Source organism: Clostridium beijerinckii (assembly GCF_018223745.1).
Classification (GTDB): Bacteria; Bacillota; Clostridia; order Clostridiales; family Clostridiaceae; genus Clostridium; species Clostridium beijerinckii.
In genome coordinates this window covers 1,173,951-1,200,348 of record NZ_CP073653.1, presented here as the reverse complement: position 1 = coordinate 1,200,348, position 26,398 = coordinate 1,173,951, and the positions used below count along the sequence as shown (strand labels likewise).

The following is a 26,398-nucleotide window of genomic DNA, read 5'->3' as shown; positions in this document are numbered from 1 at the left end:
GTTCGTGTTTTATTTTAACTTTTTATTTTTCTTTTGCTTGCATTTAGAATAATTTTGTTTCCATTACATTTCCTTAAATGGTAGAATTATATTAAAACTATGTAATCAAGGAGACAACTTTTTTATGAACAAAAATAAGTATAATGTAAAAAAATATTTATTAACTTTTCTTGCAATTCTATTATTTTCATTTTCCATAGTAAGTTGTGGCCTTACAAAATTCAATTCAAATAAAGCCAATAACGCTGATATAAACAAGATGTTCGTTCATTATATAGATGTAGGCCAAGGCGATTGCATTCTCGTTCAAGTAAATAACAAAAATCTTTTAATAGATTCTGGGCCTAAATCTGATAGAAGAAAACTTTTTAACTATTTATCAGGGCTAAACTTAAATAAATTAGATTATGTAATTGCAACTCATCCACATGAAGACCATATTGGTAATATGGATGATATAATAAAAACTTATAGTATAGGAACTTTCTATTCTCCAAAAGTTGAATCTACTACAAAAAGCTTTGAGGACATGGTAGATGCTTTAAAAAATAAGAATTTAAAGGTACATGTATTGAAAAACAATAGTAATTCTATTGACTTAGGTGAAAATACTAAAGTAAATGTCTTCTCTCCTAATAAGGATTTTTATGATAATTTAAACAACTACTCTCCTGTAATAAAAATTCAATATGGTAACACTTCTTTTTTATTTACTGGTGACGCCGAAAAGGAAGTAGAAAAAGAAATTCTTAATAATAATGAAGATATCAGCGCAGATGTGCTTAAAGTGGGACATCACGGATCCTCAACTTCTACTAGTAAAGACTTTCTAAAAAAAGTTAATCCTTCAATAGCAGTTATATCTGTAGGTAAAGATAATATATACAATCATCCTGATGCTATTACTACAAAATTATTAGATGAAAGCAATATAAAAACTTATAGAACAGATAAAGATGGAACCATCGTCATCTGCTCAGACGGCTCTAACATATCAAAAAAATAAATCAACACCTAGGATGCTTCATTATATTAAAAGCATCCTAGGTGTTCTTAAAGCATTAAAATAGACCCCAAAAACTTGGAGCCATTTAAAAATCAGAAATAAAATTTATTTATTTCTAAATTATTTATTTCTATCTTATTTATTTTGCAGTCATTAATTAGAATTATTATTCAATGAATTTTCTTGAATATCATACTCTTCTTCTAGATTTTCTAAATCTTCAACTTCATCTTCAGCGATAGCTTCTTCGATAATATCTTCATAAATATATTTTTTCCAATTTACATATATATAATATAAATTTATAACATCCTGCTCATTATAAAGAAGAATTTTTTCAATTTTCTCTTCTGGCATTCTTTTGAAATAGCTTTTATCTTTCATAACTTTGTGAAAAGTTTTAGCTAAATTAGATCCGCTGATTACCTCTCCCTCTCTTACAATATCAAAAACTTTTTCTAACTTTTTAAGCCCAATAGACAATTTTTTATTCTTTTCATATTCTTTTTGAATATCAATCGAATCAAATTCTTCACTAAAATTATAATATATATTATTTTCTTTGAAAAGATAATTAATAACTGAAAAATCATTATTCCCTGAAAAAGTGATAATGGCCTTTTTTCCTTTTTGTTTCATCTTTATAAAATATTCTTTAGCGAGATACAATATATGTGTCGCCTCATCTCTATCTTCAATCATATATTGGGTTACTAGAATATTATTATTTTTCTTATCATACTCACACGCCCCAAATACTCCAATACACTTAGGCTTCTTATATACATAATGCTCTAAATCAAAGAAGATAATTTCTTCTGGTGTATATTCTTTATCTAGAGACTTCATCATAAATTCTTCACTATATTCTTCAACCTTCACCTTATTTTCACGAATAATCACAGTATCACTCTTTTCTATAAGAATTGTATATCCTCAATGTCCAAATTGTATATTACATCCTTTCTTTCAACAACAACATTCACTCTTTTTATTAATTCTCGATCTTTCAATACTTTTTGCAAAAGTTCTTTAGTTGGATTCATACAATAAGGATGTTTTACATTTTTAAACATAGTATAATCGCCTGCTGTATCTCCATATGCATAACTATCGTTTAAATCTATATCATACTTTTTAACAAATTCATTTATCGCCTTCGATTTACTTTTACTATCCCACATTGGTGTAACTTGCCCTGTATATACATTTTTATCATCTATAATATATTTTGCACCTATATAATCTGTAAAGCCATATTTCTTGGCCATCTCTCCAACAAGTTCTGAAGGCGATCCAGATATTATAATTAGAGTATGGTTATTAGCTTGATGCCACTTTATTCTGTCCCTCGTAAAAGTATATACTCTATCGCCCTTTTGTTCTACAACTTTCTTAGCTATATATTCCATTTGATACTTCTGTAATCCTTTAATTGACTCAATATATATATCAATCATTTTCAACAGGTATTGATCATAATCACCCTGCCTCTTATCCCACTTCATAAAGTAAGGCCTTAAATCATTATACCATCTTTCTGAACCTATAATTTCATATTTAACCATCTTTTTAAATACTTCTGTTATTAGTCCTTCTCTGTATAAAGTTCCATCTAAATCAAAAAACGCACCTATATTTGCCATTAACTCACATCCTTTTATACTTATTTATTATACTTTATTTTTTCATTTCAGAAAAGCTTATAAAATCTATCTGATTAATTTAAATATATATGTTGCAATTCACAATGCACATTTCACGCTTCACAATCACGACGGAAATTCTTGCAATATTTTTTGAATTATGATAAAGAATTATTTTTGAAATATATCATATAAATTGTATAAGTAAAAACACTACCAAATATATTTATTATTGATAGTGTCGTTAAAATTTATCCATGACTATTCTATAAAAGTTAGAATTTCATCTATATTCTTTCTCACTTTTTTTCTTATATTATCATTTTCTGGATATCCAACAGCCACTACTAATCTAATTCGCTTTAATTTATTTATATTTAAAAGTTTCTTTAGTTCTTTTTCATTAAACCAACCTAAAATACAAGTACCTAAATTTTGTTCTGTTGCCGCTAAACATATATGCTCAGTTGCAATCCCAATATCAACAGATCTATAATCCTGCTGTTTAATTAATGCTCCAGCTCGTGAAGTTAAATTTCCACTTTCCTCCACCACTATTATAAAAGCTGGACATTCTGTAGTAAATTTATTCATAACTGCATCCTGTAAGCATTCTGAAACCTTAGGTACTAGCTCTTTATTATTAACTACTACAAAATGCCATGGTTGGCTATTACATGCTGATGGAGCTAATCTGGCAGCCTCAATACATTTTACTAACTTTTCTTTTTCAACAGGTTTATTTAAATACTTTCTACAACTTTGACGTTCATTTAATAAATCAATAAATTCCTTCATAAAACTTCTCCTAAATTCTTTATAATCTTTTATAAATCAATTTCTCCAAGACTTTCTTTCTTAACTAATCCTGGATTCTTTTTTCTAAACTCCTCTACTGTTTTCTCATAATATATTTTTATGGTTGCCATTGTAGGTGATCCTAGAAGCATTCCAAAAGGTCCCCAAAAGCCACCGCCTATTGCAACTCCTAATATTATCCCTAATGGACTGACTCCAACCTTTTTTCCTATAAGCTTAGGATCAAGGTACCAAGCATCAAAAAGATGAATACAAAGTAAAAGTATGAATACCATAAAAGCCTTCATAGGTGAAACAAAGATTGCAACTCCCGCACCGACTACTTCACCAATAAGTGGTCCAAAATAAGGAATCATATTAGTAATCCCTTCTATCAGGGCTATTAGTGGTGCATAGGGTTCCCCAACAATTAATAGACCTATAAGTGATATAAAACCTATTATTGCTGAATCAATTGCTTTTATCCCTATATAAACTCCTATCATTTTATTATAGGTTCTAATAAATGTAACTAACTTATTCCCCTTTTCTTCATTAAAAATCATATATGTTATGGTTCTAGCACGTTTTAACAACTTTTCTTTATCCATTAAAACATAAATTGAAATTAAAAAACCAAAAATCACACTAACTAAATTTGATGTAAATGATAATAAGTACATAATAAAATTTTGTAGTAGTCCTATTGTTACACTTCCTATCTGGCTTGACATTTCCTGTAGCTTATTTAAAAGTCCCGCTTGTACAATCAGTGTCTTTATTCTTTCATTTTGAAGAAGAGTATTGATCCACTTTTGTATAATTTCCACATAGGCCGGCATTTCTCTAGTTATATTTACTATACTATCTACTATACTTGGTATCGTAAAAAATAATATTATAATAATTAAAGCTATAATTATAAAATATGTAATCAATATCGATATTGCTCTTTTAGTTTTAAAATTATTTTCAAAAAAACTTACTACTGGATTTAATATATAAGCACAAATAATAGCATATATAAAAGGTGACATAATAGATAAAACTTTTCTGCCTATATCAAAGAAAAAATTATAATTATCTATAAGTTTGTATCCAATTACACCTATTAAAGCAAATATTAATATATCCCTATATTTAATATTTCTATTTATAAACAATTCATTCCACATCCTTTCCATGCTTTTTTCAATTATACCATATATCATTTTTTAAGGCATATAAAAGAAATTAACGAGTCAAAAAATAGAGGGTTGCTACATAAGACATCCCTCTATTTCAAAAAATTATAATAAATTTAATATTAAATAACTACATTTTTTCTACTACATCTATTCCAAGTAACTCTAATCCATTTTTTATTACTTGTAAACTTGCTTTAACTAAGTTTAGTCTTGTAGCTTTTAAATCCTCATCTTCTAAGTTCAATACCGAATGCGCATTATAGAATTTATTAAATCCTTTTGCAACTTCAATTACGTACCTTGTTAATATTGAAGGTTCTAACTTATCTAAGGCTAAAGTTATTACGCTATTAAAGTTAGCTATACTCTTAACTAACTCAAATTCTTCTTTTGAAGATAATTTACTATATTCAACAGTTCCAGTACATTCTTTACCTCTGTTTAATATACTATTTCCTCTTGCATATGAATATTGAACATATGGGCCAGTTTCTCCATCAAATGATAATATTTCCTTCCAATCAAAAACAATATCTTTTTCTCTTGAGTTTTTAAGATAAGTAAAGATTACTGCTCCGACACCAATTTTCTTTGCAACTTCCTCTTTATTTTCAAGTTCTGGATTTTTTTCATTTATAACTTCCATTGTCTTCTCTACAGCTTCACGAAGTAAATCATCAAGTAAAACAATCGATCCATTTCTAGTTGAAAGTTTTCTATCTGCAAATTTAACTAACCCAAAGCCTACATGAACACAGTCTTTAGACCATTCATGTCCTGCAAGTTCTAACACTTTAAATACTTGTTTGAAGTGAAGTGATTGAGGAGTTCCAACTACATAAACACATTTATGAAAATCATAAGTTTTCTTTCTATACATAGCAGCTGCTAAGTCTCTTGTAGCATATATAGATGCACCATCACCTTTAAGTACTATACAAGGTGGCATATTATATTCTTCAAGCATTACAACTTGAGCCCCATTACTTTCTACAAGAAGTCCTTTTTCTTTCAATTCATCAACAACAACATCCATCTTATCATTATAAAATGCTTCTCCAGCTAATGAATCAAATTTAACTCCTAAAATGTTATAAACTCTTTCAAATTCTTTTAAGCTCAACTCTCTAAATCTAGTCCAAAGTGCTGTTGCTTTTTCATCACCAGTCTCTAGTGCCTTAAAGTTTGCTCTTGCTTCATCTTCTAATGAAGGATCTTTTTCAGCCTCTTCGTGGAATTTAACATATATTCTAAGTAATTCATCAATTGGAGCCTTTTCTAATGCCTCTTCGTCTACCCATCTATCATACGCACTTATAAGCTTACCAAATTGAGTTCCCCAATCTCCCAAGTGATTCAATCCTACAGTATTATATCCTTCCTTCTTAAACATCTTATATAAAGAATTACCTATAGCTGTAGTGAATAAGTGACCAACATGAAAAGGTTTTGCTATATTAGGCGAAGAATATTCAACGCAAACTGTTTTCCCTTCCCCTATATTTGATGCTCCATAATTTTCTCCATCTGCTAAAACCTTTTTGATCGTATTTTCTGCAAATACTCCTTTATCAACGAAGAAGTTAACATATGGCCCTAAATTCTCAATTCTTTCAAATCCATCAGTTGACATAGAATTCTTCAATTCTTCTGCTATCATATTTGGAGCTTTTCTCATAACCTTTGACAATTGGAAACATGGAAATGCATAATCTCCCATTTCTGGCTTTGGCGGTATTTCAATCAATTTTTCAATAGCTTCAATTTCTAATTCCACATGTTTTTTTATTAGTTCTGCAACTTTACTTTTATAATCCATAATATCCTCCTTATATTTAGACAAACTCTTCATAAATTAAATAACTTTATAATTTGTAAGAATGTATTTCTTTATTCTTTCTCAAAATTTAATTTTCTTAGTCAGTATTTCTCATAATAAATGCACAAATTTAACTTCGATATAGATTTCTAAAGAACAAAAAAAATCCGCCTCTTAAATAAAAAGAGACGAATTATCCGCGGTACCACTCTTATTGTATTTTATATAAATAAAATACCTCTCAACTTTTAACGCAATTTAACTTGCGACCAGCCCTACTAAAGGTTTAAAAATAATAATTAATATATCATACCAGCTATATTAGATTATTATCTTTTCAACTACTTATTTCAGGTGATTTCTCCAAGGCTCTTTTCACTTAATCTATCCATAGGGCTTACACCATCTCCCTATTCGCTAAAGGAATTAATTAAACTACTTTCCTCTTCTTAGAATTTTTCAATATTAATGATAATAAATTATACAAATTATCTTAAATTTTGTCAACTTTATTTTTAAAATAGGAAACGTGTTATTAAATTAGTAATCCCTAAAAGCATATTACGTATAACGCCGGCTGGTATAGAAATTATTCTTCCTCCAACAAAGATTAACGCTAACATAATGAACATTTGATATTGATAAAATTTTTCTTCAAATCTATAGAACGTATTTGGACTTAAATCTCTTAAAAGACTAAAGCCATCTAGTCCTGGTATTGGTATCAAATTAAATAATCCTATATTTACATTAATAACAAGCGTCATATATATCATTCGCTCTAAAACACCAGCTAATGCATCTGGTAAAAATCTATATGCAAAACTATAATAAAGTCCCAAAACTATTGAAGTTGCTATGGCAACTAAAAAATTTGCAATTGGTCCAGCTAAACTTACTTTCAAGTCATCTTTATAATAGTTTTTATATGCCGATGGATTAGTTTGTACTGGCTTTGCCCATCCAAAGCTAAAGATAAGTACAGCCACAAATCCTATAGGATCAATATGCGCAATTGGATTTAAAGTCAATCTTCCTTGAAACCTTGGTGTCTTATCTCCCATTCTATCTGCTATTAATGCATGTGCATATTCATGAAATGTAAAAGCGATAAGCATCCCTGGAATCATTAAAATCATATTAAGTACTGAATTCATGTTTTCCTCCTTTTTCGATATGTATGTTTTATATTATATCATACTTAGAACAAATCCTATTAAAAGAACATATATATTTCAACTAAATAATATTACTCTGTTCTTATAGACTTATTCATTTTTGCCACCTAATAATTTAAGATAAATTTTTATAAATTAAACTTTTTAGGTATATATATTCTTTATCTTCCTTACGCTATTATAGTGTCTTAAATGTTTATATAAAATGTATATACTGCTTACTATTTATTCCCAACATTATATCATAAAAGATTACTATCAACAATGTAAATGCACTTATTAGTTTATATCAGAACATTGTTCTATATGTTGTACTAATAAACCTACATTTAAAATTTTAGTAAAACAAATGCTCAATTAAGACAAAAGGTAGAAACTCAGTTACAACATATACATTATAAGATCTAATTTAATAAAGAGTGTTTAATTTCAATTTAATTAAACACTCTTTATTTACCCTCTTTATTTACTATTATTTAAACTTTTATAAACTAATTTTCCGCTATTATCTTCAGTCGCTATGAAATCTTCTTTAATCTGAACAAGTTTTCCTTCATATTCAACTTCTTTTCCTGTACTTAAATTCTTGACACTACCTTTAAGATTATCATTAACTAGTATTTCACTTTTATTACTAAAATACAAGTCATTAGCACTTACAACCGAATCAAGTGTTGCCTTTTTCCAATTTGCTGTATCTTCATCAACTTTTCCATAAGTGATACTGGTAATTTTATCACCGTTAAGCTCACCAATATAAATCACATCATTTCTGTCGATTCCAAGAAGCGTCAGATTTTTATTACCACTAAATGTTAATTGCTTATTGGGGCTGGTAACAAAAAATTTACTATTCAACTTATCTTCATATATTAATCTATCGTTGTGAGGCATTACTTTCATATTTCCTAAAACATTAACTGCTAGAGGAACCTTTTTTCTTTCATAATCTCTATCAAATCTATAAACTGCGCTCTTTAAACCACCTGTATATATTTCTACATAAAATACACCTGTAAAGACAGAAGTGGTTATCTTTTTAACTTCCATACCCTCTTGGTATGGGCAAATATCTTCTTTACTTGCAACTGTTTCTGTTAAATCTTTAGCATTATATGTTATAAGCTGAACTTTAGATTCCCCATCTTTTTCAATCTTCTGAGCTATTACTAGTATATCTCTTTCTAAAAGCCAATCATAATACATAATTGTACCCTTTTTTTCCGTTGTAATTGGATTACTTGTTCCCGTCTTGGTATCTTCCAAATACACACTTTCGCCATCCTGGTAACATATGTATTTACCATCATCTGATATTTTAGTATCTTTTGCACTTCCCGGAATAGATGCTGAAATATCTTTTGTATTATCCTTTTTTTGAACTTCTATTTTATTACTTTTAAATTCTGACGTATGCTTAAAAATAAAATTTTCTAAAATATATAAGCCAGAAATTTGTAATAGTATAGATAACAATGCCCATGCAGTTATCTTCTTAAACATCTTCATAATTCTACCTCACCTTCTGTTTATTTAACAATAACTGCTGTTGGAATAGTTCTTTCTCCCATACTATTTGATGGTTTATTTCTAACTTCTCCATAGTAATACAATGTTGTCGATTTTCCACCATCCAAGTTCATTGCATTCCATGCACCTAGCTGATGCATAATTTCTTGTAATTCCTTTAATGTTGCTCCTATGCTTCCAATTTCTCTACCATCTATAACTAGGAGAATTATTGAGCCATCCTTCATTTGTCCTATAGCAGTTTTAGGGGCTGTCCCAAATCCTCCATCACCGTTTATCTTTACCATATTTCCATTAATTATTAATGCCGGACCAAAACTTAAAGCTTCCTGAATTCCAAGTTCTTTAAGTTTATCTACTGTATAATCACCTACAACCATTACTCCATTTTTATCTATCCCAAAAGTTGTTGTTGGGTTATCTCCTACATCATTAACTTTCACTTCACCACCAGTCATTACAATTCCTGATGCCAATCCACCATTTCCTGTCCACTGAGCAGCAGATGATTGATCTGTAAATGCTCCCCCATTAATAGCAGCTATAGCATCATTGTTTTCAGCAATTGTTGATGTAGTTTCACCTTCAACTCCCAATTTAGAACTTACTCCAATTTTAACTCTTGTTGGGTCTTTTACCACCAAATAATAACCATTATACTTAGAATTTTCTATATCATGAAGTTCTATAGTATCATCTTTAACCTTTGGAACTTTAATATCAGATATATTGGTAGTTTCACTAGTTTCTTCAGTTGAGTTTTCTCCCATAATTTCTGCTATTTTTTTATCTGATAAGAACCATGTAGCCAGATATTGATGACTCATTGAAGTCATTGCTGCTCCAACATATTGGCTTTTCGCATTATCAAATGGTCCATATAAAAGTAAAAATGGGAATGTACATCCAGTAAAAAATAATTCAAATGCAAAAAATATAGCTAATGTCTTAAATGAAATCTTATTTACTCTTTTCTTGCTTTTTTTTACCTTAGATTTCTTATTTTTTCTATTTATATCCATTTTATTATCCTCTCTAAAAATGCATTTTAATTGCATTTATAAAAATTACACCAGACCTAATTATATAATATTTTCAATTAGATTACAATAATTTCATTTTTCCAGCATTTTATTCTATTTGGTACTTGGATTTTGCTTTTAAATACTCACATTATGTTATAATTAGTCTTAGGAGGTATATATAAATGGAAGATAAAATTTTAAATGAATTAAAAAAATCTCAAGATTATGTTTCTGGCGAATACCTAAGTTCTACTTTAAATGTTTCACGAACTGCTATATGGAAACATATAAAAAACTTAAAATTAAAAGGCTATATAATAGAAGGAATTTCTAATAAGGGATACAAATTACTTAATTCTCCTGATTTATTAAATAAAAATGAAATTCTACCTTTATTAAAAACATCTGCTATTGGAAAAAGCATAGTTTACTTTGATGAAATAGATTCTACAAATATTAAAGCAAAAGAGCTTGCACAGAAAGAAATCGAACACGGTACTATAGTAATTGCAGAAAAGCAAACTTTAGGAAGTGGTCGCTTCAATAGGAAATGGGTTTCTCCAAATGGCGGTCTTTGGTTTTCATTAATATTAAGACCTAAACTTCCTCCAACGGAAGCTCCTAAAATAACTCAAATTGCTGCTGCTTCTGTATATAAGACACTAAGTAATTTAGGTATTAATTCAACCATTAAATGGCCTAATGATATACTTTTGAATGACAAAAAGTTTTGTGGAATCCTAGCTGAAATGAAATGTGACATGGATAGTGTTCATTATTTAGTTTTGGGCGTAGGGATGAATATTAATATAGATGAAAGTGACTTTGATGATAATATAAAAGCAATTGCCACTTCACTAAAGATTGAATATGATAAAGATTTCAAAAGAACTGAGATACTTTCAGCTTTCTTAAATAATTTCGAAGTATTATACAATAACTTCATAAATAAATTAGATCTTTCCGAGACAATTTCAATCTGCCGAGATCATTCCAACATTTTAGGTCGAAAGGCAAAATTAATCACATATAATAATGAAGAAATTGTTACCTGTGTTTCTGTTTCTGATAACGGCGACCTTATGGTCATAGATAGCAACGGAAATGAAAAAGCTGTAATTACTGGAGAGATTAGTTTTAATGGAATGAACTAAAAATTTATATTGCAATGTTTAAAGTTAAGTATATGTATTATCGAAAAGAAGATCATGCATTTGTTCGGGTTACTGAGGATTTTGCTGTGAATTTCTAACAGCAGAAGTTGTACCCATTTCTGCATGTTGCTACAGTAAGTGCATGACAAGCAAAAATGAAACAACTTCTACTGAAGAAATATCTACAGCTAAATCCTCTATGTAACGCCTCTACAAAAGCATGATCTTCTTTTCTGGTATATACTAAAATTAAGATATACTCTTAACTTTAGCCCGTTATCTATGTGTGAAATAACCAAAATGTATTAATCGGCAATCTCTCATTAAAATATTCTTATAGGATATTCTAAAATTCTTAAGCCACATATATGTATTCTCTTTCTTTGTTTTGCTATCATTTTGAGTATTTCAAATATTATAAATTTATGATGATAGTTATAAGAAAAAGTCACAGACGAATGTGTAGTGGTATCTTTTACCAGCTACTTTTTCAAATATATGTGAGAAAAACTTAGGAATCAATATAGACTCTAAAATATTTAAGTCAATTATTAGATGGGATATTGCTAAATGCAGAAATATAAAAATACTTGCATAAATATGAATTTGATTTAAGTTTACTACTAAATAAAGAAAAAGAATATATGCTTTTGTGCAATGTTCATTAGAAGATCTTGCCGGCTGCGATTCTTAGATTAGAAGTTGTTCCAAATATGCTAGTTCAAAACTCGCTTTTGAGGCTAGCATTTTGGGCACAACTTCTATTCTTAGAATCACCCGGTAAAATCTTCAGAGAACCAGGACAAACGCATATATTCCCTTTCGAGAGTTCAGCAGTAAACTTAGAACTTACACTCATACTGCAAGTATTTTTATATTTCGCTTAGTACACAATACCTTTAGTTAATTCTAGTTATTTATTCACAACTTTTTCAATATGTCCTTTTAGAACACTTGCTGATTCTTTTAATTTTTTCAATTCTTCATCATTTAGAACAGGGTTTACAATTCTTACAACACCCTTACTATTTAAAATTGTTGGGGCTGCTAAGTAAACATCTTCTATTCCATACTCTCCCTGCATCAAACATGATACAGTTAAAATAGTATTTTCGTCTCTTAATATAGCTTCTACTATTGTATTTACTGCTAATGCTACAGCAAAATAAGTAGCATTTTTCCTGCTTATTATTTCATAAGCTGCATTTTTAACATCGCTTTCTATTACTGATTTTACATCATCATCCCACTCTAAATTGAACTTTTTAGCATATTCTTCAAAAGTTTCTCCAGCTATGCTTGCAGTGCTCCAACTTACAACTTCGCTATCACCATGTTCTCCTAAAACATACGCATGGATATTATTATTATTTACATTAAAGTATTTACCAATAACGTATTTTAATCTTGACGTATCTAATACAGTTCCTGATGCTATTACTCTTTCCCTAGGGAATCCAGATAACTTATAAGTTATATATGCAAGCACATCACATGGATTTGATACTACTAACAAAATAGCATTTGGGCTTGCTGCTGCTATTTGTGGAACAAAGCTCTTAAATATATTGTAATTTTTTTCAATAAGATCTAGTCTAGTTTCCCCTTCTTTTTGAGCTGCACCAGCTGTAATTATAACTATATCTGAATCTCTAGTTTCTTCAATACTTCCTGCATAAATGCTAACAGGCTTTACAAAAGAAGTACCATGAACTAAATCCATAACTTCTCCCATTGCTTTATCCATATTTATATCAAATAAACATATTTCTGTAGCTACTCCACTATTCATTAATGCATATGCTGTTGTTGCACCTACAAAACCTGCACCAATCACAGATATTTTACGTTTTCTTTCTACCATTATATATTCCTCCTAATTAATACAATATTAATTCTATTCTTTCCAGATAACAAATTTATTATTTGCTCATAAAAAGTTTCATCTTAAATTATTATCCAAAAATTTTATTAATTAATAATCATTCTTATCTGATTATACCTTATTTGAATTTTTTCGTAAATACTATATAATTAAATTTAGCAACTTAATAATGAATTTATTAGTAAGCATATAGACGTAATTATTTTTAAATGTTTTACGCAGAAGATGGAGGTACACTTTAATGAAATTATTATTTTTTGATACAGAAACCACTAGCATAAAACCGGGCAGCATATGTCAGTTAAGTTACATAACTGTTGATGCTAGTACAAAACCTCAGATAACTACTGGTAAAAATTTCTTTTTTACAGTCGATGAGATGGACCCTTCTGCCCAAGAAATTCATGGTTTTTCTTTAGAGAAGCTTTATGAATTATCTAATGGACAATATTTTGAGGATTTAGTACCTGAATTTCTTGATGATTTTATGACTGCTGATTTTCTAATCGGTCATAATGTTAATTTTGATGTTAGATTTTTAAAACATGAACTATTATCTTTAGGAGAGGATTTTTACCCAAAAAATGTTTTCTGCACTATGGCTTACTATAGAGATATATGTAAGATTCCAAAAGCCAATGGAGAAATCAAAAATCCAAAATTATCTGAAGTCATAGATTGGTTAAATATTTCAAGCGAGCAAATTGTTGAAACATCTGAAAAATTATTTGAAGGTAGTGGAAATTATCATGATGCCAGATTTGATACAGCTGCAACATATTTAACTGTTATCGAAGGATTAAAGAAAGGCTACTTTCCAAAAGGGTATTTTTCAAATCTTCTAGCTAAGAACTCAAACGGCTTAAAATAAAATATAATTTTTATTAATTAACACCTCAATAAAAATATCATATAATATACTATAACTTGTGGTTTTTACTCTATCTATTCTTTATGGTATTTAGAACTTTAGATTTAGACAGTTTTAAAATTTATTCTTGTCTTGTTTAATTTATAAATGAGGTGATAAAATGAAAAAATATGTTTGTGAAGTATGCGGATATATTTATGATCCAGAACTTGGAGATCCTGATGGTGGAATTGCTCCACATGTAGATTTTAATGATTTGCCTGATTATTGGGTATGTCCCATTTGCGCTTTTAACAAAGATAATTTTTCTGTACTAGAATAACACATTATAAAAATTATATTTAACTCATCTCGTAAAAATTAGTATACTTAAAGACAATTTGAATTAATATTTTCATATGAAACCAAAAAGACTATATGGACTGGAATATTATGTCCTATAGTCTTTTTATATTTGTAATTAATTTATTAGCCTCAATCCATTTATGTTTTCTTAAAATTTTTGTGCATTTAAATTCATCAAAACTTTACTATAAACACAATAATTTTATTTTACTAAATACTTTCATGGAATGTTCTGCTTATAACTTCTAATTGCTGTTCTTTTGATAATCTACTGAAGTTAACAGCATACCCTGAAACTCTGATTGTAAGTGTTGGGTATTTATCAGGATTTTCCATAGCATCTATCAATGTTTGTCTATTAAGAACATTAACATTTAAGTGATGAGCCCCTTGAGTGAAATATCCATCTAATATTGCAACTAGGTTAGTTATCTTTTGATCTTCATTTTTTCCAAGTGCATCTGGAACGATTGAGAATGTATTCGATACACCATCTTGGCAAATTTCATTATATGGTATTTTAGCTACTGAGTTAAGTGATGCTAATGCTCCATTAATATCTCTTCCATGCATTGGATTTGCTCCTGGTGCTAAAGGTTCACCTTTCTTTCTTCCATCTGGAGTTGTCCCTGTCTTCTTACCATACATTACATTTGATGTGATTGTTAGCGCTGATAATGTATGTTTTGCATCTCTGTATAGTGGATGTTTCTTAAGCTCTCCAGAGAATTTAGTTACTAATTCTACGCCTAAATCATCTGCTCTGTCATCATCATTTCCGTATTTAGGGAAATCTCCTTCAACTTCAAAATCTACAGTTATACCTTCTTCATTTCTAATTGGTTTAACTTTTGCATATTTTATAGCTGATAATGAATCTATTGCTACTGATAGACCTGCAATACCAAATGCCATTAATCTTTCTACTGCTGTATCATGAAGAGCCATTTGACTTGCTTCATAAGCGTATTTATCATGCATAAAGTGGATTATGTTCATTGTATCTACATAAACTTTTGCTACATACTCTAATACTTTGAAGTAATTTGCTTTTACTTTATCAAAATTAAGAATTTCTTCGTCTGTAAGCTTTTCAATTCCTGGCACTACCTTAATACCTTTTAATTCATCTACTCCACCATTTATGGCATATAAAAGTGATTTAGCTATATTTGCTCTAGCTCCAAAGAATTGCATTTGTTTACCAACCTTCATAGCTGATACGCAGCAAGCTATTGCATAATCATCACCATAAACCGGTCTCATAACTTCATCATTTTCATATTGAATTGAATCTGTTTTTATTGATATTTCTGCACAATATTTCTTAAAGCTTTCTGGAAGTTTATCTGACCATAAAACTGTTAAGTTTGGTTCTGCTGATGTTCCTAGATTTATTAATGTATGAAGATATCTAAATGAATTCTTAGTTACAAGCGGTTTACCATTTATACCCATACCACCAATTGATTCAGTTACCCAAGTTGGATCTCCCCCGAATAATTCATTGTATTCTGGAGTTCTTAAGTGTCTAACCAATCTTAACTTTATGATTAATTGATCAACTATTTCCTGGGCTTCTTTTTCTGTAATTAATCCGGCTTCTAAATCCCTTTCAATGTATATATCTAAGAAAGTTGAAGTTCTTCCAAAGGATGTTGCAGCTCCATTGTTTTCCTTAATTCCTGCTAAGTAACCAAAGTATAAATGTTGTGCTGCTTCTCTTGCATTTGATGCTGGTTTAGATATATCAATTCCATACTTTACTGCCATTGATTTTACTTCGCCTAAAGCTCTGATCTGCATTGAGACTTCTTCTCTTCTTCTTACTAATTCATCAAGCATATCACCATTTAGATTATCAAGATCCTTTTTCTTTTCTTCTATTAAGTAATCTATACCATAAAGAGCTACTCTTCTATAATCACCTATTATTCTTCCTCTACCGTATGCATCTGGTAGGCCTGTTAATAATCCAGCACTTCTCGCTGCTCTTATTTCTTTTGTATACGCATCAAATACACCTTCGTTGTGAGTCTTTCTGTATTTTGAAAAATTCTTATTAATTTCTGGATCAAGTTCATATCCATATTCCTTTAATGAACTTTGAACCATTCTCATTCCACCAAATGGATTTACTATTCTCTTAAGTGGTGCATCTGTTTGAAGCCCAACTATAACTTCGTTATCTCTATCTATATACCCAGGATCATAATTATCTATCCCTGATACTATATCTGTAGCAACATCAATTATTCCCTTTTTTACTTCCTCAACTATTAAGGCATAAGCTTTGTCCCAGACTTTGCTTGTCCTTTCTGTTTTCTCTTCTAAGAAACTTCCATCACCCTCGTATAATTTATAATTTTTTTGTATAAAGTTTCTTACATCAATACCCTCTTGCCATGTTCCGTTTTTGAATCCTTCCCATTGTTTAAACATAATTTTTCCTCCCTAAGATAAATTTAGTTTTATAATTTTTTCCATATAAAAAAGCCGACGCAATCCAGGCTTTTTTTGCCCAGACGGTCGGCTTTTTGTGGCATATAATATGCCTAGTCATACTTCATGTGGTAACTCCACTTCCGTCAGTCATATGACTAATATCTAATATAAGAATAATACCAAACCATTTAGTTTGTCAATAAGAATAATTTTACACTTATTAGTATTAGGCATAATGAAGAAATAACGAACCCATCTTATTTGCCATAAGAATAATCTCCAAATATCTCTTTCTGGTATTTTTTAATTAATTCTTTATCCATAGCTTTTACATTTTCAAGAGGATATTTAATCCCTAGTCCTTCATACTTATTTGTACCTAATAAATGATATGGAAGTAATTCTACTTTCTCAACATTAGGTATCTCGTCGATGTATTTTTTAAGTTCCTTTAAATGTTCTACATCATCTGTTAATCCCGGAACCACAACATGCCTTATCCACATCTTTGTATTATTTCTCTTCATTGCTTCTAAGAATTTCAAGGATTCATCTATATTCATTAAAGTTATATTTTTGTATCCTTCTGGTGTAAAATGTTTTATATCAAATAAAACTAAATCTGTATATTTTAATATTTCATCATAATCACCAAATCCATAACCTGCTGTATCAATACAAGTATTAATTCCTTTACTTTTGCATAGTTTAAGAGTTTCTAGTAGAAATTCTGGCTGCCTTAAAGGCTCTCCACCTGAGAATGTGACTCCTCCTCCACTACTTGCAAAATAAGTTTTAAATCTTTCAATCTTATTAACTAGCTGTTCTGGAGTATATTCCTCTCCACCATTAGTAGCCCAAGTATCAGGATTATGACAATACTTACATCTTAACGCACAACCTTGCAAAAACACTACTACTCTAATTCCTGGTCCGTCCACAAGACCCATGCTCTCTATTGAATGAACATTACCTTTTACCATTTGTTACACCCCCTATACTTTATTATACTTCAAATTAATATACATAAGTTCTAAATAATATAATTCATCCTCTATAAAATTATTTGGGGACATTATCTAGTATTTTAAGAGAACGCTTATTGAATTAACACTTTTAGAATATATATTAATTTATTATTCCCTTAAATAAGCTATTAATATTTAAGCGAATTGTATATGGTACACTATATCATTACTTAATATTATCTAACTCTATTGTTTCTTCATCATAAGGCAAAAGAAGGGAAAGTTCACCTTCCCCTTCCTCCAAAATTTTTTTATTTTATAGTAATCCTTAAATAATATACATTATTCTACTTCTCATTAGATGCTCTCATGGAATGTTCTACTTATAACTTCTAATTGTTGTTCTTTTGATAATCTACTGAAGTTAACAGCATACCCTGAAACTCTGATTGTAAGTGTTGGGTATTTATCGGGATTTTCCATAGCATCTATCAATGTTTGTCTATTAAGAACATTAACATTTAAGTGATGAGCCCCTTGAGTGAAATATCCATCTAATATTGCAACTAGGTTAGTTATCTTTTGATCTTCATTTTTTCCAAGTGCATCTGGAACTATTGAGAATGTATTAGATACACCATCTTGGCAAATTTCATTATATGGTATTTTAGCTACTGAGTTAAGTGATGCTAATGCTCCATTAATATCTCTTCCATGCATTGGATTTGCTCCTGGTGCTAAAGGTTCACCTTTCTTTCTTCCATCCGGAGTTGTCCCTGTCTTCTTACCATACATTACATTTGATGTGATTGTTAGCGCTGATAATGTATGTTTTGCATCTCTGTATAGTGGATGTTTCTTAAGCTCTCCAGAGAATTTAGTTACTAATTCTACGCCTAGATCATCTGCTCTGTCATCATCATTTCCGTATTTAGGGAAATCTCCTTCAACTTCAAAATCTACAGTTATACCTTCTTCATTTCTAATTGGTTTAACTTTTGCATATTTTATAGCTGATAATGAATCTATTGCTACTGATAGACCTGCAATACCAAATGCCATTAATCTTTCTACTGCTGTATCATGAAGAGCCATTTGACTTGCTTCATAAGCGTATTTATCATGCATAAAGTGGATTATGTTCATTGTATCTACATAAACTTTTGCTACATACTCTAATACTTTGAAGTAATTTGCTTTTACTTTATCAAAATTAAGAATTTCTTCGTCTGTAAGCTTTTCAATTCCTGGCACTACCTTAATACCTTTTAATTCATCTACTCCACCATTTATGGCATATAAAAGTGATTTAGCTATATTTGCTCTAGCTCCAAAGAATTGCATTTGTTTACCAACCTTCATAGCTGATACGCAGCAAGCTATTGCATAATCATCACCATAAATCGGTCTCATAACTTCATCATTTTCATATTGAATAGAGTCTGTTTTTATTGAGATTTCTGCACAATATTTCTTAAAGCTTTCTGGAAGCTTATCTGACCATAAAACTGTTAAGTTTGGCTCTGCTGATGTTCCAAGATTAATTAAGGTATGAAGATATCTAAATGAATTCTTAGTTACAAGCGGCTTGCCATTAATACCTACACCACCAATTGATTCAGTTACCCAAGTTGGGTCCCCTCCGAATAATTCATTATATTCTGGAGTTCTTAAGTGTCTAACTAATCTTAACTTTATAATTAGTTGGTCAACAATTTCTTGAGCTTCTTTTTCTGTAATTAATCCTGCTTCTAAATCTCTTTCAATATAAATATCTAAGAAGGTTGAAGTTCTTCCAAATGATGTTGCAGCTCCATTGTTTTCCTTAATTCCTGCTAAATATCCAAAGTATAAATGTTGTGCTGCTTCTCTTGCATTTGATGCCGGCTTAGATATATCAATTCCATATTTTGCTGCCATTGATTTTACTTCGCCTAAAGCTCTGATCTGCATTGAAACTTCTTCTCTTTTTCTTACTAACTCATCAAGCATATCACCATTTAGATTATCAAGATCCCTTTTCTTTTCTTCTATTAGGTAATCTATACCGTAAAGAGCTACTCTTCTATAATCACCTATTATTCTTCCTCTACCGTATGCATCTGGTAGGCCTGTTAATAATCCCGCACTTCTTGCTGCTCTTATTTCTTTTGTATACGCATCAAATACACCTTCGTTGTGAGTCTTTCTGTACTTAGGAAAATATTCTTCGATATTTTTATCTAACTCATATCCATATTCTTTTAAAGAGCTTTGAACCATTCTCATTCCACCAAATGGATTTACTATTCTCTTAAGTGGTGCATCTGTTTGAAGTCCAACTATAACTTCGTTATCTTTATCTATATATCCAGGTTCATAGTTATCTATTCCTGATACTCTATCAGTCGCTACATCTATAATTCCTTTTTTAACTTCTTCTACTATTAATTCATAAGCTCTCGCCCATACTTTGCTTGTTTTTTCAGTTTTATCTTCTAGGAAAGTTGAATCTCCTTCATATAACTTATAATTTTTTTGTATAAAGTTTCTTACGTCAATACTCTCTTGCCATGTTCCGTTTTTAAATCCATCCCATTGTTTAAACATTAGTTTTCCTCCTTTATACTTTTGATTAAAAACTTTGTTAATTTTTAATCAATTAATTCATACCATTATTGTATACTTTAATTAAATGCATGTCAATGATATCTTTTATCAATTAGTAATTAGTTTCACTTTTTGTTAATAAATCCATCAGACTTTCATAAGATAATATTTCTATAAGTTCGCGAAATAAATTTTCCTCTTAACTTGTCACTTATTGCTAATTAAGATATTATCTTTAATTTATAAAAAATATTATTAATAAATAGATCAAGTTATTTATCTCTAGATTACTAACTGCAAATATTATAACCTTTACCATTTCTTAAATTTATAATATTTTTCTTTCAGTGTATAAATCAATTTATATTGACATATTAGTATTATCAGAAAACGTTTTAAACATAATGTTATTTACATTTATAATTTTTAAATATTCTTCAATCTTTTAAAATGCATTTTTGAATTTCATATTTTAGATTCATAAGCTTATAAAATTATACCAAAAAGTTTTCTTTGTCAACTTTTTTTAGAATTTATAACATAAATTTAACATTTGTACAAAATAATTGACACAAAATAATGATATAATTTTGTTACAATATTGTTTATACATAATTCAAAGGGGAGAAAACATATGCAAAGGAATGCTAAACTATCTTTATTTTCTTTTTTAGCAATAGCTCTATCTGTCTTTATATTATATCAAGTTCTTTCTTATTTTAATTTTTTTAGAAAGAATCTAACTATTATTAATAAAACATTATACTCAAGTATGCTACCAGAGGAAAAATTTAAAAGTACATATACACCCAAAATCAAATTTTCGGACAAGCCTGTAACAAAAGTAAATGATGTAACCCTAAATATTTTGAATACAGGAAATCTAACTAATGTTCCAATACTGCTAAAAGCCCAAAGGTATTATATACCTCTAACTTTTATTTGCAGTAAACTCAATTATACTTTAGATACTTCTAATAATTCCATATCAATATATAATGATAGTAATAAAATTTTCTTAAATGAAACCACTTATGAAAAGAATTCTAGAAAAGGTAATCTTCGTGGTAATTTACTTAACAATAATGGTAGCTATTATATTTCAATTTCAGATATAGAAGAAATTTTTGATTTATTTGCTGTATTTGACTTTCAGAACAAAAAAATAAACCTAATACCTAACGATGTAAAGGAACCAGAAGATTCAGCTATACTATATAGCGATAAAATTGGTTTAATACGTTTTGAAGATTTTGGTTGCGGTTATACAAATGTTGTAGATAAAAATCAAACAAAAATAAAGATAATGGCTAATTTGCTATTTTCCCAAGGACTGAAATTTCATATTTCATGGATACCTAGATTTGTAGTTCCTTCAGCAAATTTTGATAATGATTTGTTGACGAATGATAACATTGTAAATGTAGGATTTGTAGATGTATTAGATTATGCTCTTAATAAAGGTGGAGAAATAGGTTTACACGGATATACTCATCAATCTGGTAATGACTCAAGCGGAACTGGTGAAGAAATGTCTAAAGACGTAAATAGTACAGAAGCTGAGACTAGAGCAGTAATAGAAAAAGGTATAGATACTGCAAGTGCTCTGAACATTCCTATCTCGTATTACGAAAGTCCTCATTACAGAGATACTGAGCAACAAAAGAAAATAATTAGTGAATATTTTCAGTTCATATACGAGCCATATGATTATACAAAAAGTAACATTTATAAGCCAGATGACTCTCACTTATTTGTTCCAACTCCATTAGGCCGTATAGCTGATCCATCAACAGATACGACTCGTATGGTAAATACGATTAATGAAGGAGATGCTGATACGCTTAATAGCTTTTATTATCATCCATCTATAGAAATAGATTATATAAACTTTAACCTAAATGGAAACAAACTTAACGTGAATTATGATGCACGTTCACCTTTGCAACAAATAGTAAAAGCATTTAAAGATAATGATTATACTACCGTTCATATTGATGAACTTATAAACAAGTAATAAGGAAGGCTTGCCATTCACATGACAAGCCTTTATTTTTCAAATATTTTCGTAACATCACTTAATATTGCAAAATCAGTAAAATCAAAATGAAGCGGTGTTAATGTAACATATCCTTGATATAGATAATATAAATCACTTTCTTCTTCCTTTATAGCATTTCTTGTTCCTTTTGTTGTATACAAGTCACCTTCTTCATTACTTTCTAAAAGTATATATTCTGTTTTATATGTGGACCTTCCAATCTTACAGACTTTGATGCCCTTTATATCTCTTTCATTAAAATTTGGAATGTTAAGATTTAATACCACATCACTTTTTAAATATTCTTCCTTTGCTATATCTAAAACTTTTATCGCCCATTTAACAGCCTTAGAATAATCCTCATCATCTTTCCCATATTCAACATCCATTGAAACTGCAATTGACGGAATTCCGTATATGGTTCCTTCTATTGCTGCCGATACCGTACCTGAGTATAAAATATCAGTCCCTACATTAGGTCCTTTATTTATGCCAGATATTACAAGCTCTATATTCTCTTTCAAAAAGGATAACCCAACTTGAGTACAATCAGCAGGCGTTCCTGAAACACTATAAGCCTTACAATCTAAGCCTTCAATGAATTCTTCTTTAATTTTAATCGGACTATGAATAGATATTGAATGACTAGACGCACTTTTTTGATCCTTGGGCGCAACAATTGTAACCTTATGCTCCTTAGAAATTTCCTTTGCTAAAGCAATTATTCCTGGTGCATTTATTCCATCGTCGTTAGTAATTAAAATATTCATAAACCCTCCTTGTAAATGTATTTGATCACAACTTAATGTAACGCAATGAATAACCGAAATATAAAAACACTTGCAGTCTTATGAACATTTAAATTTCCTGCTAAACAACCGAAATGGAATATATGTGTTTGCTCCGGTTCTCTGAAGATTTTACTGGGTAATTCAAACAATATAAGTTGCACCCAAAGTGCTTGCTTCAAAGGCTACGCTTTGAACTAGCACATTTGGAACAACTTATATTCTAAGAATTACTTCCAGCAAAATCTTCTTATGAACACTCCTCAAAAACATATATTTCATTTCTTTGTTTATCTTAAATTTAAAGTAAAGCATATTTAGGCAAGTATTTTTATATTTCTGTTGTTACAATACCTTTATTTTAACTATATTGTAACTTTTTATAAAATATATATTCTCTTTTTCTATATTAAGTGTTACTAAAAGAACTAAAGTGATAATAAAACAAAGAAAGAGAATACATATATGCGGAACAGGCATTGAAAAATAAGCTGCTGCATATATTAACGGGAAGTTGTTCCAAGTCTGCTTGTCATGGGCTTGTCGCAGGAGCATGCAGACTTGGGTGCAACTTCGCGTTTAGATATGCTAAGCGAAATTTTTCACAGTCCTGAGAAACATATATGTATTCTCTTTCGGTTGTTCATTGCTTCACGTTGAGTTGTTCTTAATACTTTTATTTTGCACCATATTGTTTGTAATATTCGTCAATTCTACCTTTAACTTCGTCTGTTATAAGTATAGTTCCGTTAATCTCTTTATTGTATAAATATTCTATAACTTCCGCCATTGTAACTATGGCACAAGTTTTAAATCCGAATTTTTCTCTGATTTCAGTTAAGGCTGATTGTTCACCTTGCCCTCTTTCCATTCTATCTACCGATATTATAAGACCTTTAACATTAACATCTGCTTGGCTTTTTAAGATAGGCATAGTTTCGTAAATTGATGTTCCTGCTGTTGTAACATCTTCAACTATTAGTACTTTATCTCCATCATTTAGTTTACTTCCTAAAAGAATTCCTGTATCTCCATGATCTTTTACTTCTTTTCTATTTGAACAATATCTTACATCAATATCAAATGAGCTAGACAAAGCAATAGATGTTGTAACGCTTAGAGGAATTCCTTTGTATGCAGGCCCAAATAATACATCATAATCATCTGCAAAGTTTTCTTTTATTGCCTCTGCATAAAATTCTCCAAGTCTTCTTAACTGGCTTCCTGTTTGATAGTTACCTGTATTAACAAAGAACGGAGTCTTTCTTCCACTCTTAGTAACAAAATCTCCAAATGTAAGTACTCCACATTCTATCATAAAATTGATAAATTCTTTCTTATATGCCTTCATTTAAAATTCCTCCAATATCTACTTTGTAATTATTAATATTCACTTATCAGTTGCTTATTTTCATTATTAGGAATTAGGATCTATGATCAATTTATATTATTCCTATAATCTCGTTAATATCCTTAATTCCTTGTTCCTTCAAGAAACTTTCCATTTCTTCAACTATTTCTTTCCCAGCCATAGGATTTACAAAATTAATCGTTCCTATCTGTACTGCGCTAGCTCCTGCCATCATAAATTCTACGGCATCTTTACCACTTGATATTCCTCCAAGTCCTATTACTGGAATATCTACAGCCTTAGCCACTTCATAAACCATTCTAAGAGCAATTGGTTTTACAGCCGGCCCTGAAAGACCTGCAGTTATATTATTAAATACCGGCCTTCTTTTATATACATCTATAGCCATCCCTTTTAAGGTATTTATTAATGATATAGAGTCCGCTCCTGCTTCCTGGCACTTTACAGCCATATCTACTATATCTTCTGCATTAGGAGATAATTTAACCATCAACGGCTTCTTAGTCATGGCTTTAATTTCTCTAACCACATCATATGCTACTTTTGACTTAATCCCAAAAGCCATACCACCATGTTTTACATTTGGGCAAGAAATATTAAGTTCAATCATGTCAACATTACTGCTATCAATTTTACTTACAGCAGCTTCATAGTCTTCCAAGCATCCTCCCCCAATATTTGCTATAACATTAGTTCCGTACTTTCTCATTTTCGCAAGCTCATTTTCTATAAATGCATCTATTCCTGGATTTTGTAATCCTACTGAATTCATCATTCCTGATGGTGTTTCATATACTCTTATCCCTTCATTACCTTGCTTGGGGTTTATTGTAAGCCCTTTTGAAGATATTCCGCCAAGAATTCCAACATCATAAAAATTATTAAATTCCTCACCAAAACCAAAGGTTCCCGATGCTGCTATTACAGGATTTTTAAATTCTACATTATTAATAGTTACTTTCATCATATTCTTCTTCTCCTTTGGTTATTATAATTCAACATAGTATCCATCAAATATTGGACCATCTTTACACGTTCTCTTATGTCCATCTTTTGTTTTACAAGTACATACTAAACATGCACCCACTCCACATGCCATATGCTTTTCCATAGATACATATACAGCAACATTCTTTTCTTTACACATATCTACAACTTTTTTCATCATAATTTCTGGTCCGCAGCATAACACTGTATCGTAATCTTCTGGTTTTAAAATTTCAGTAACAAATCCTTTATGACCATTCTTTCCAGTGTTTGTAGATATATAAACTTCATTTACATATTCTTTTAACTCATCTATTAAGTAAACATCATGTCTGAATCCTGCATAGAGATCTATCTTTTGATCTGGATTTTTCTTTCTTAATTTCTTTGCTAGTTCAAGCATTGGTGCTGTTCCAATTCCCCCTGAAACTAGTGCTACCTTGTTATATTCTTTCTCTAAATCAAACCCATTTCCAAGAGGCCCTGTTAAGCTTATTTCATCATCTTCTTTAAGCTTAGTAAATTCTTTAGTTCCGTTTCCTACTACAGCATATAAAAATGTTAGTTTATTCTTAGATTTTTCGCATATACTTATTGGCCTTGGCAGAAATGTTGCACCATTTAGCTTTAACATATAAAATTGTCCTGCCTTTATTTCTGCATCATCTTCAACTACTAATTTATATATATCTTTTGAGATCTCTTTATTTGAAACTACTTTTGCATTTCTGTAAGTTATAGCCATAACCCTGCCTCCTTAAGTT

The 26,398-nt window shown here is 29.9% G+C and carries 21 protein-coding genes, 1 riboswitch and 1 other annotated feature; of the genes, 5 read left to right on the top strand and 16 right to left on the bottom strand.

Going from position 1 to position 26,398, the window contains the following annotated elements; translation table 11 throughout:
• The first annotated feature begins 124 nt into the window (after nucleotides 1-124).
• The gene (locus KEC93_RS05500) at nucleotides 125-1,006 is read left to right on the top strand and encodes a ComEC/Rec2 family competence protein (protein WP_023973479.1); all 882 of its coding nucleotides are present in this window, start codon (nucleotides 125-127) and stop codon (nucleotides 1,004-1,006) included.
• Nucleotides 1,007-1,159: 153 nt separating this feature from the next.
• Here the strand turns inward: KEC93_RS05500 and KEC93_RS05495 are convergent, their stop codons facing one another.
• From KEC93_RS05495 to KEC93_RS05460, 8 genes are all read right to left on the bottom strand, one after another.
• Complete coding sequence (locus KEC93_RS05495; protein WP_011968366.1) at nucleotides 1,160-1,909, bottom strand: ribonuclease H-like domain-containing protein; 750 nt, start codon at nucleotides 1,907-1,909, stop codon at nucleotides 1,160-1,162.
• 14 nt (nucleotides 1,910-1,923) lie between these two features.
• A complete protein-coding gene (locus KEC93_RS05490) occupies nucleotides 1,924-2,652 on the bottom strand; it encodes an HAD-IB family hydrolase (protein ID WP_011968365.1) in 729 nt (242 codons plus the stop codon).
• Between the two features lie 261 nt (nucleotides 2,653-2,913).
• On the bottom strand, nucleotides 2,914-3,450 hold the full coding sequence (locus KEC93_RS05485) for a nitroreductase family protein (protein WP_011968364.1): 537 nt from the start codon (nucleotides 3,448-3,450) through the stop codon (nucleotides 2,914-2,916).
• A 29-nt stretch (nucleotides 3,451-3,479) separates the two neighbouring features.
• Nucleotides 3,480-4,625, bottom strand: a complete 1,146-nt coding sequence (locus KEC93_RS05480) for an AI-2E family transporter (protein ID WP_077723707.1) — start codon at nucleotides 4,623-4,625, stop codon at nucleotides 3,480-3,482.
• 139 nt (nucleotides 4,626-4,764) lie between these two features.
• Complete coding sequence (gene argS / locus KEC93_RS05475) at nucleotides 4,765-6,456, bottom strand: arginine--tRNA ligase (protein ID WP_077868069.1); 1,692 nt, start codon at nucleotides 6,454-6,456, stop codon at nucleotides 4,765-4,767.
• Nucleotides 6,457-6,637: 181 nt separating this feature from the next.
• Nucleotides 6,638-6,916: a binding site (T-box leader), on the bottom strand.
• Between the two features lie 55 nt (nucleotides 6,917-6,971).
• Nucleotides 6,972-7,613 carry a site-2 protease family protein gene (locus KEC93_RS05470; protein ID WP_011968361.1) on the bottom strand — a complete coding sequence of 214 codons (642 nt, stop codon included), beginning with the start codon at nucleotides 7,611-7,613 and terminating at the stop codon, nucleotides 6,972-6,974.
• A 483-nt stretch (nucleotides 7,614-8,096) separates the two neighbouring features.
• Nucleotides 8,097-9,143 (bottom strand): dipeptidyl-peptidase IV, encoded by a 1,047-nt coding sequence (locus tag KEC93_RS05465; protein WP_077868070.1) that lies wholly within the window; start codon nucleotides 9,141-9,143, stop codon nucleotides 8,097-8,099.
• Nucleotides 9,144-9,163: 20 nt separating this feature from the next.
• Entirely contained in the window at nucleotides 9,164-10,186 is a 1,023-nt protein-coding gene (locus KEC93_RS05460) for a phosphodiester glycosidase family protein (protein ID WP_039770471.1), read from the bottom strand.
• A gap of 185 nt (nucleotides 10,187-10,371) precedes the next feature.
• Between KEC93_RS05460 and KEC93_RS05455 the strand changes: the two genes are divergently transcribed.
• Complete coding sequence (locus KEC93_RS05455; protein ID WP_023973485.1) at nucleotides 10,372-11,343, top strand: biotin--[acetyl-CoA-carboxylase] ligase; 972 nt, start codon at nucleotides 10,372-10,374, stop codon at nucleotides 11,341-11,343.
• A gap of 913 nt (nucleotides 11,344-12,256) precedes the next feature.
• Here KEC93_RS05455 and KEC93_RS05450 read toward each other — a convergent pair.
• A complete protein-coding gene (locus KEC93_RS05450; RefSeq protein WP_023973486.1) occupies nucleotides 12,257-13,207 on the bottom strand; it encodes an L-lactate dehydrogenase in 951 nt (316 codons plus the stop codon).
• Between the two features lie 262 nt (nucleotides 13,208-13,469).
• Here KEC93_RS05450 and KEC93_RS05445 point away from each other — a divergent pair, with 262 nt between their 5' ends.
• Both KEC93_RS05445 and KEC93_RS05440 read left to right on the top strand, forming a co-directional pair.
• Nucleotides 13,470-14,099 (top strand): 3'-5' exonuclease, encoded by a 630-nt coding sequence (locus KEC93_RS05445; protein ID WP_017212742.1) that lies wholly within the window; start codon nucleotides 13,470-13,472, stop codon nucleotides 14,097-14,099.
• A 160-nt stretch (nucleotides 14,100-14,259) separates the two neighbouring features.
• Complete coding sequence (locus tag KEC93_RS05440; protein ID WP_011968355.1) at nucleotides 14,260-14,421, top strand: rubredoxin; 162 nt, start codon at nucleotides 14,260-14,262, stop codon at nucleotides 14,419-14,421.
• Nucleotides 14,422-14,654: 233 nt separating this feature from the next.
• On the opposite strand, the gene pflB (KEC93_RS05435) is transcribed toward KEC93_RS05440, so the two are convergent.
• From pflB (KEC93_RS05435) to pflB (KEC93_RS05425), 3 genes are all read right to left on the bottom strand, one after another.
• A complete protein-coding gene (gene pflB / locus KEC93_RS05435) occupies nucleotides 14,655-16,886 on the bottom strand; it encodes a formate C-acetyltransferase (protein ID WP_077868072.1) in 2,232 nt (743 codons plus the stop codon).
• Between the two features lie 70 nt (nucleotides 16,887-16,956).
• Nucleotides 16,957-17,050, bottom strand: a riboswitch (ZMP/ZTP riboswitch).
• A 96-nt stretch (nucleotides 17,051-17,146) separates the two neighbouring features.
• On the bottom strand, nucleotides 17,147-17,872 hold the full coding sequence (gene pflA, locus KEC93_RS05430; protein ID WP_011968353.1) for a pyruvate formate-lyase-activating protein: 726 nt from the start codon (nucleotides 17,870-17,872) through the stop codon (nucleotides 17,147-17,149).
• A 342-nt stretch (nucleotides 17,873-18,214) separates the two neighbouring features.
• Nucleotides 18,215-20,446, bottom strand: coding sequence for a formate C-acetyltransferase (gene pflB, locus KEC93_RS05425; RefSeq protein ID WP_077868073.1), 2,232 nt, complete (start codon nucleotides 20,444-20,446; stop codon nucleotides 18,215-18,217).
• Nucleotides 20,447-21,080: 634 nt separating this feature from the next.
• On the opposite strand from pflB (KEC93_RS05425), the gene KEC93_RS05420 reads away from it, so the two are divergent.
• Entirely contained in the window at nucleotides 21,081-22,463 is a 1,383-nt protein-coding gene (locus tag KEC93_RS05420) for a DUF2334 domain-containing protein (RefSeq protein ID WP_011968351.1), read from the top strand.
• Between the two features lie 32 nt (nucleotides 22,464-22,495).
• Here the strand turns inward: KEC93_RS05420 and surE are convergent, their stop codons facing one another.
• The 4 genes from surE to KEC93_RS05400 all read right to left on the bottom strand — a co-directional run bounded on the left by surE (nucleotide 22,496) and on the right by KEC93_RS05400 (nucleotide 26,379).
• Nucleotides 22,496-23,257: a 5'/3'-nucleotidase SurE gene (gene surE / locus KEC93_RS05415; protein ID WP_011968350.1), complete on the bottom strand. Its 762-nt coding sequence runs from the start codon at nucleotides 23,255-23,257 to the stop codon at nucleotides 22,496-22,498.
• Between the two features lie 694 nt (nucleotides 23,258-23,951).
• Entirely contained in the window at nucleotides 23,952-24,626 is a 675-nt protein-coding gene (gene pyrE / locus KEC93_RS05410; protein ID WP_011968349.1) for an orotate phosphoribosyltransferase, read from the bottom strand.
• 91 nt (nucleotides 24,627-24,717) lie between these two features.
• Nucleotides 24,718-25,614, bottom strand: a complete 897-nt coding sequence (locus tag KEC93_RS05405; protein ID WP_011968348.1) for a dihydroorotate dehydrogenase — start codon at nucleotides 25,612-25,614, stop codon at nucleotides 24,718-24,720.
• A 21-nt stretch (nucleotides 25,615-25,635) separates the two neighbouring features.
• Nucleotides 25,636-26,379: a dihydroorotate dehydrogenase electron transfer subunit gene (locus KEC93_RS05400; protein WP_011968347.1), complete on the bottom strand. Its 744-nt coding sequence runs from the start codon at nucleotides 26,377-26,379 to the stop codon at nucleotides 25,636-25,638.
• Nucleotides 26,380-26,398 lie beyond the last annotated feature (19 nt).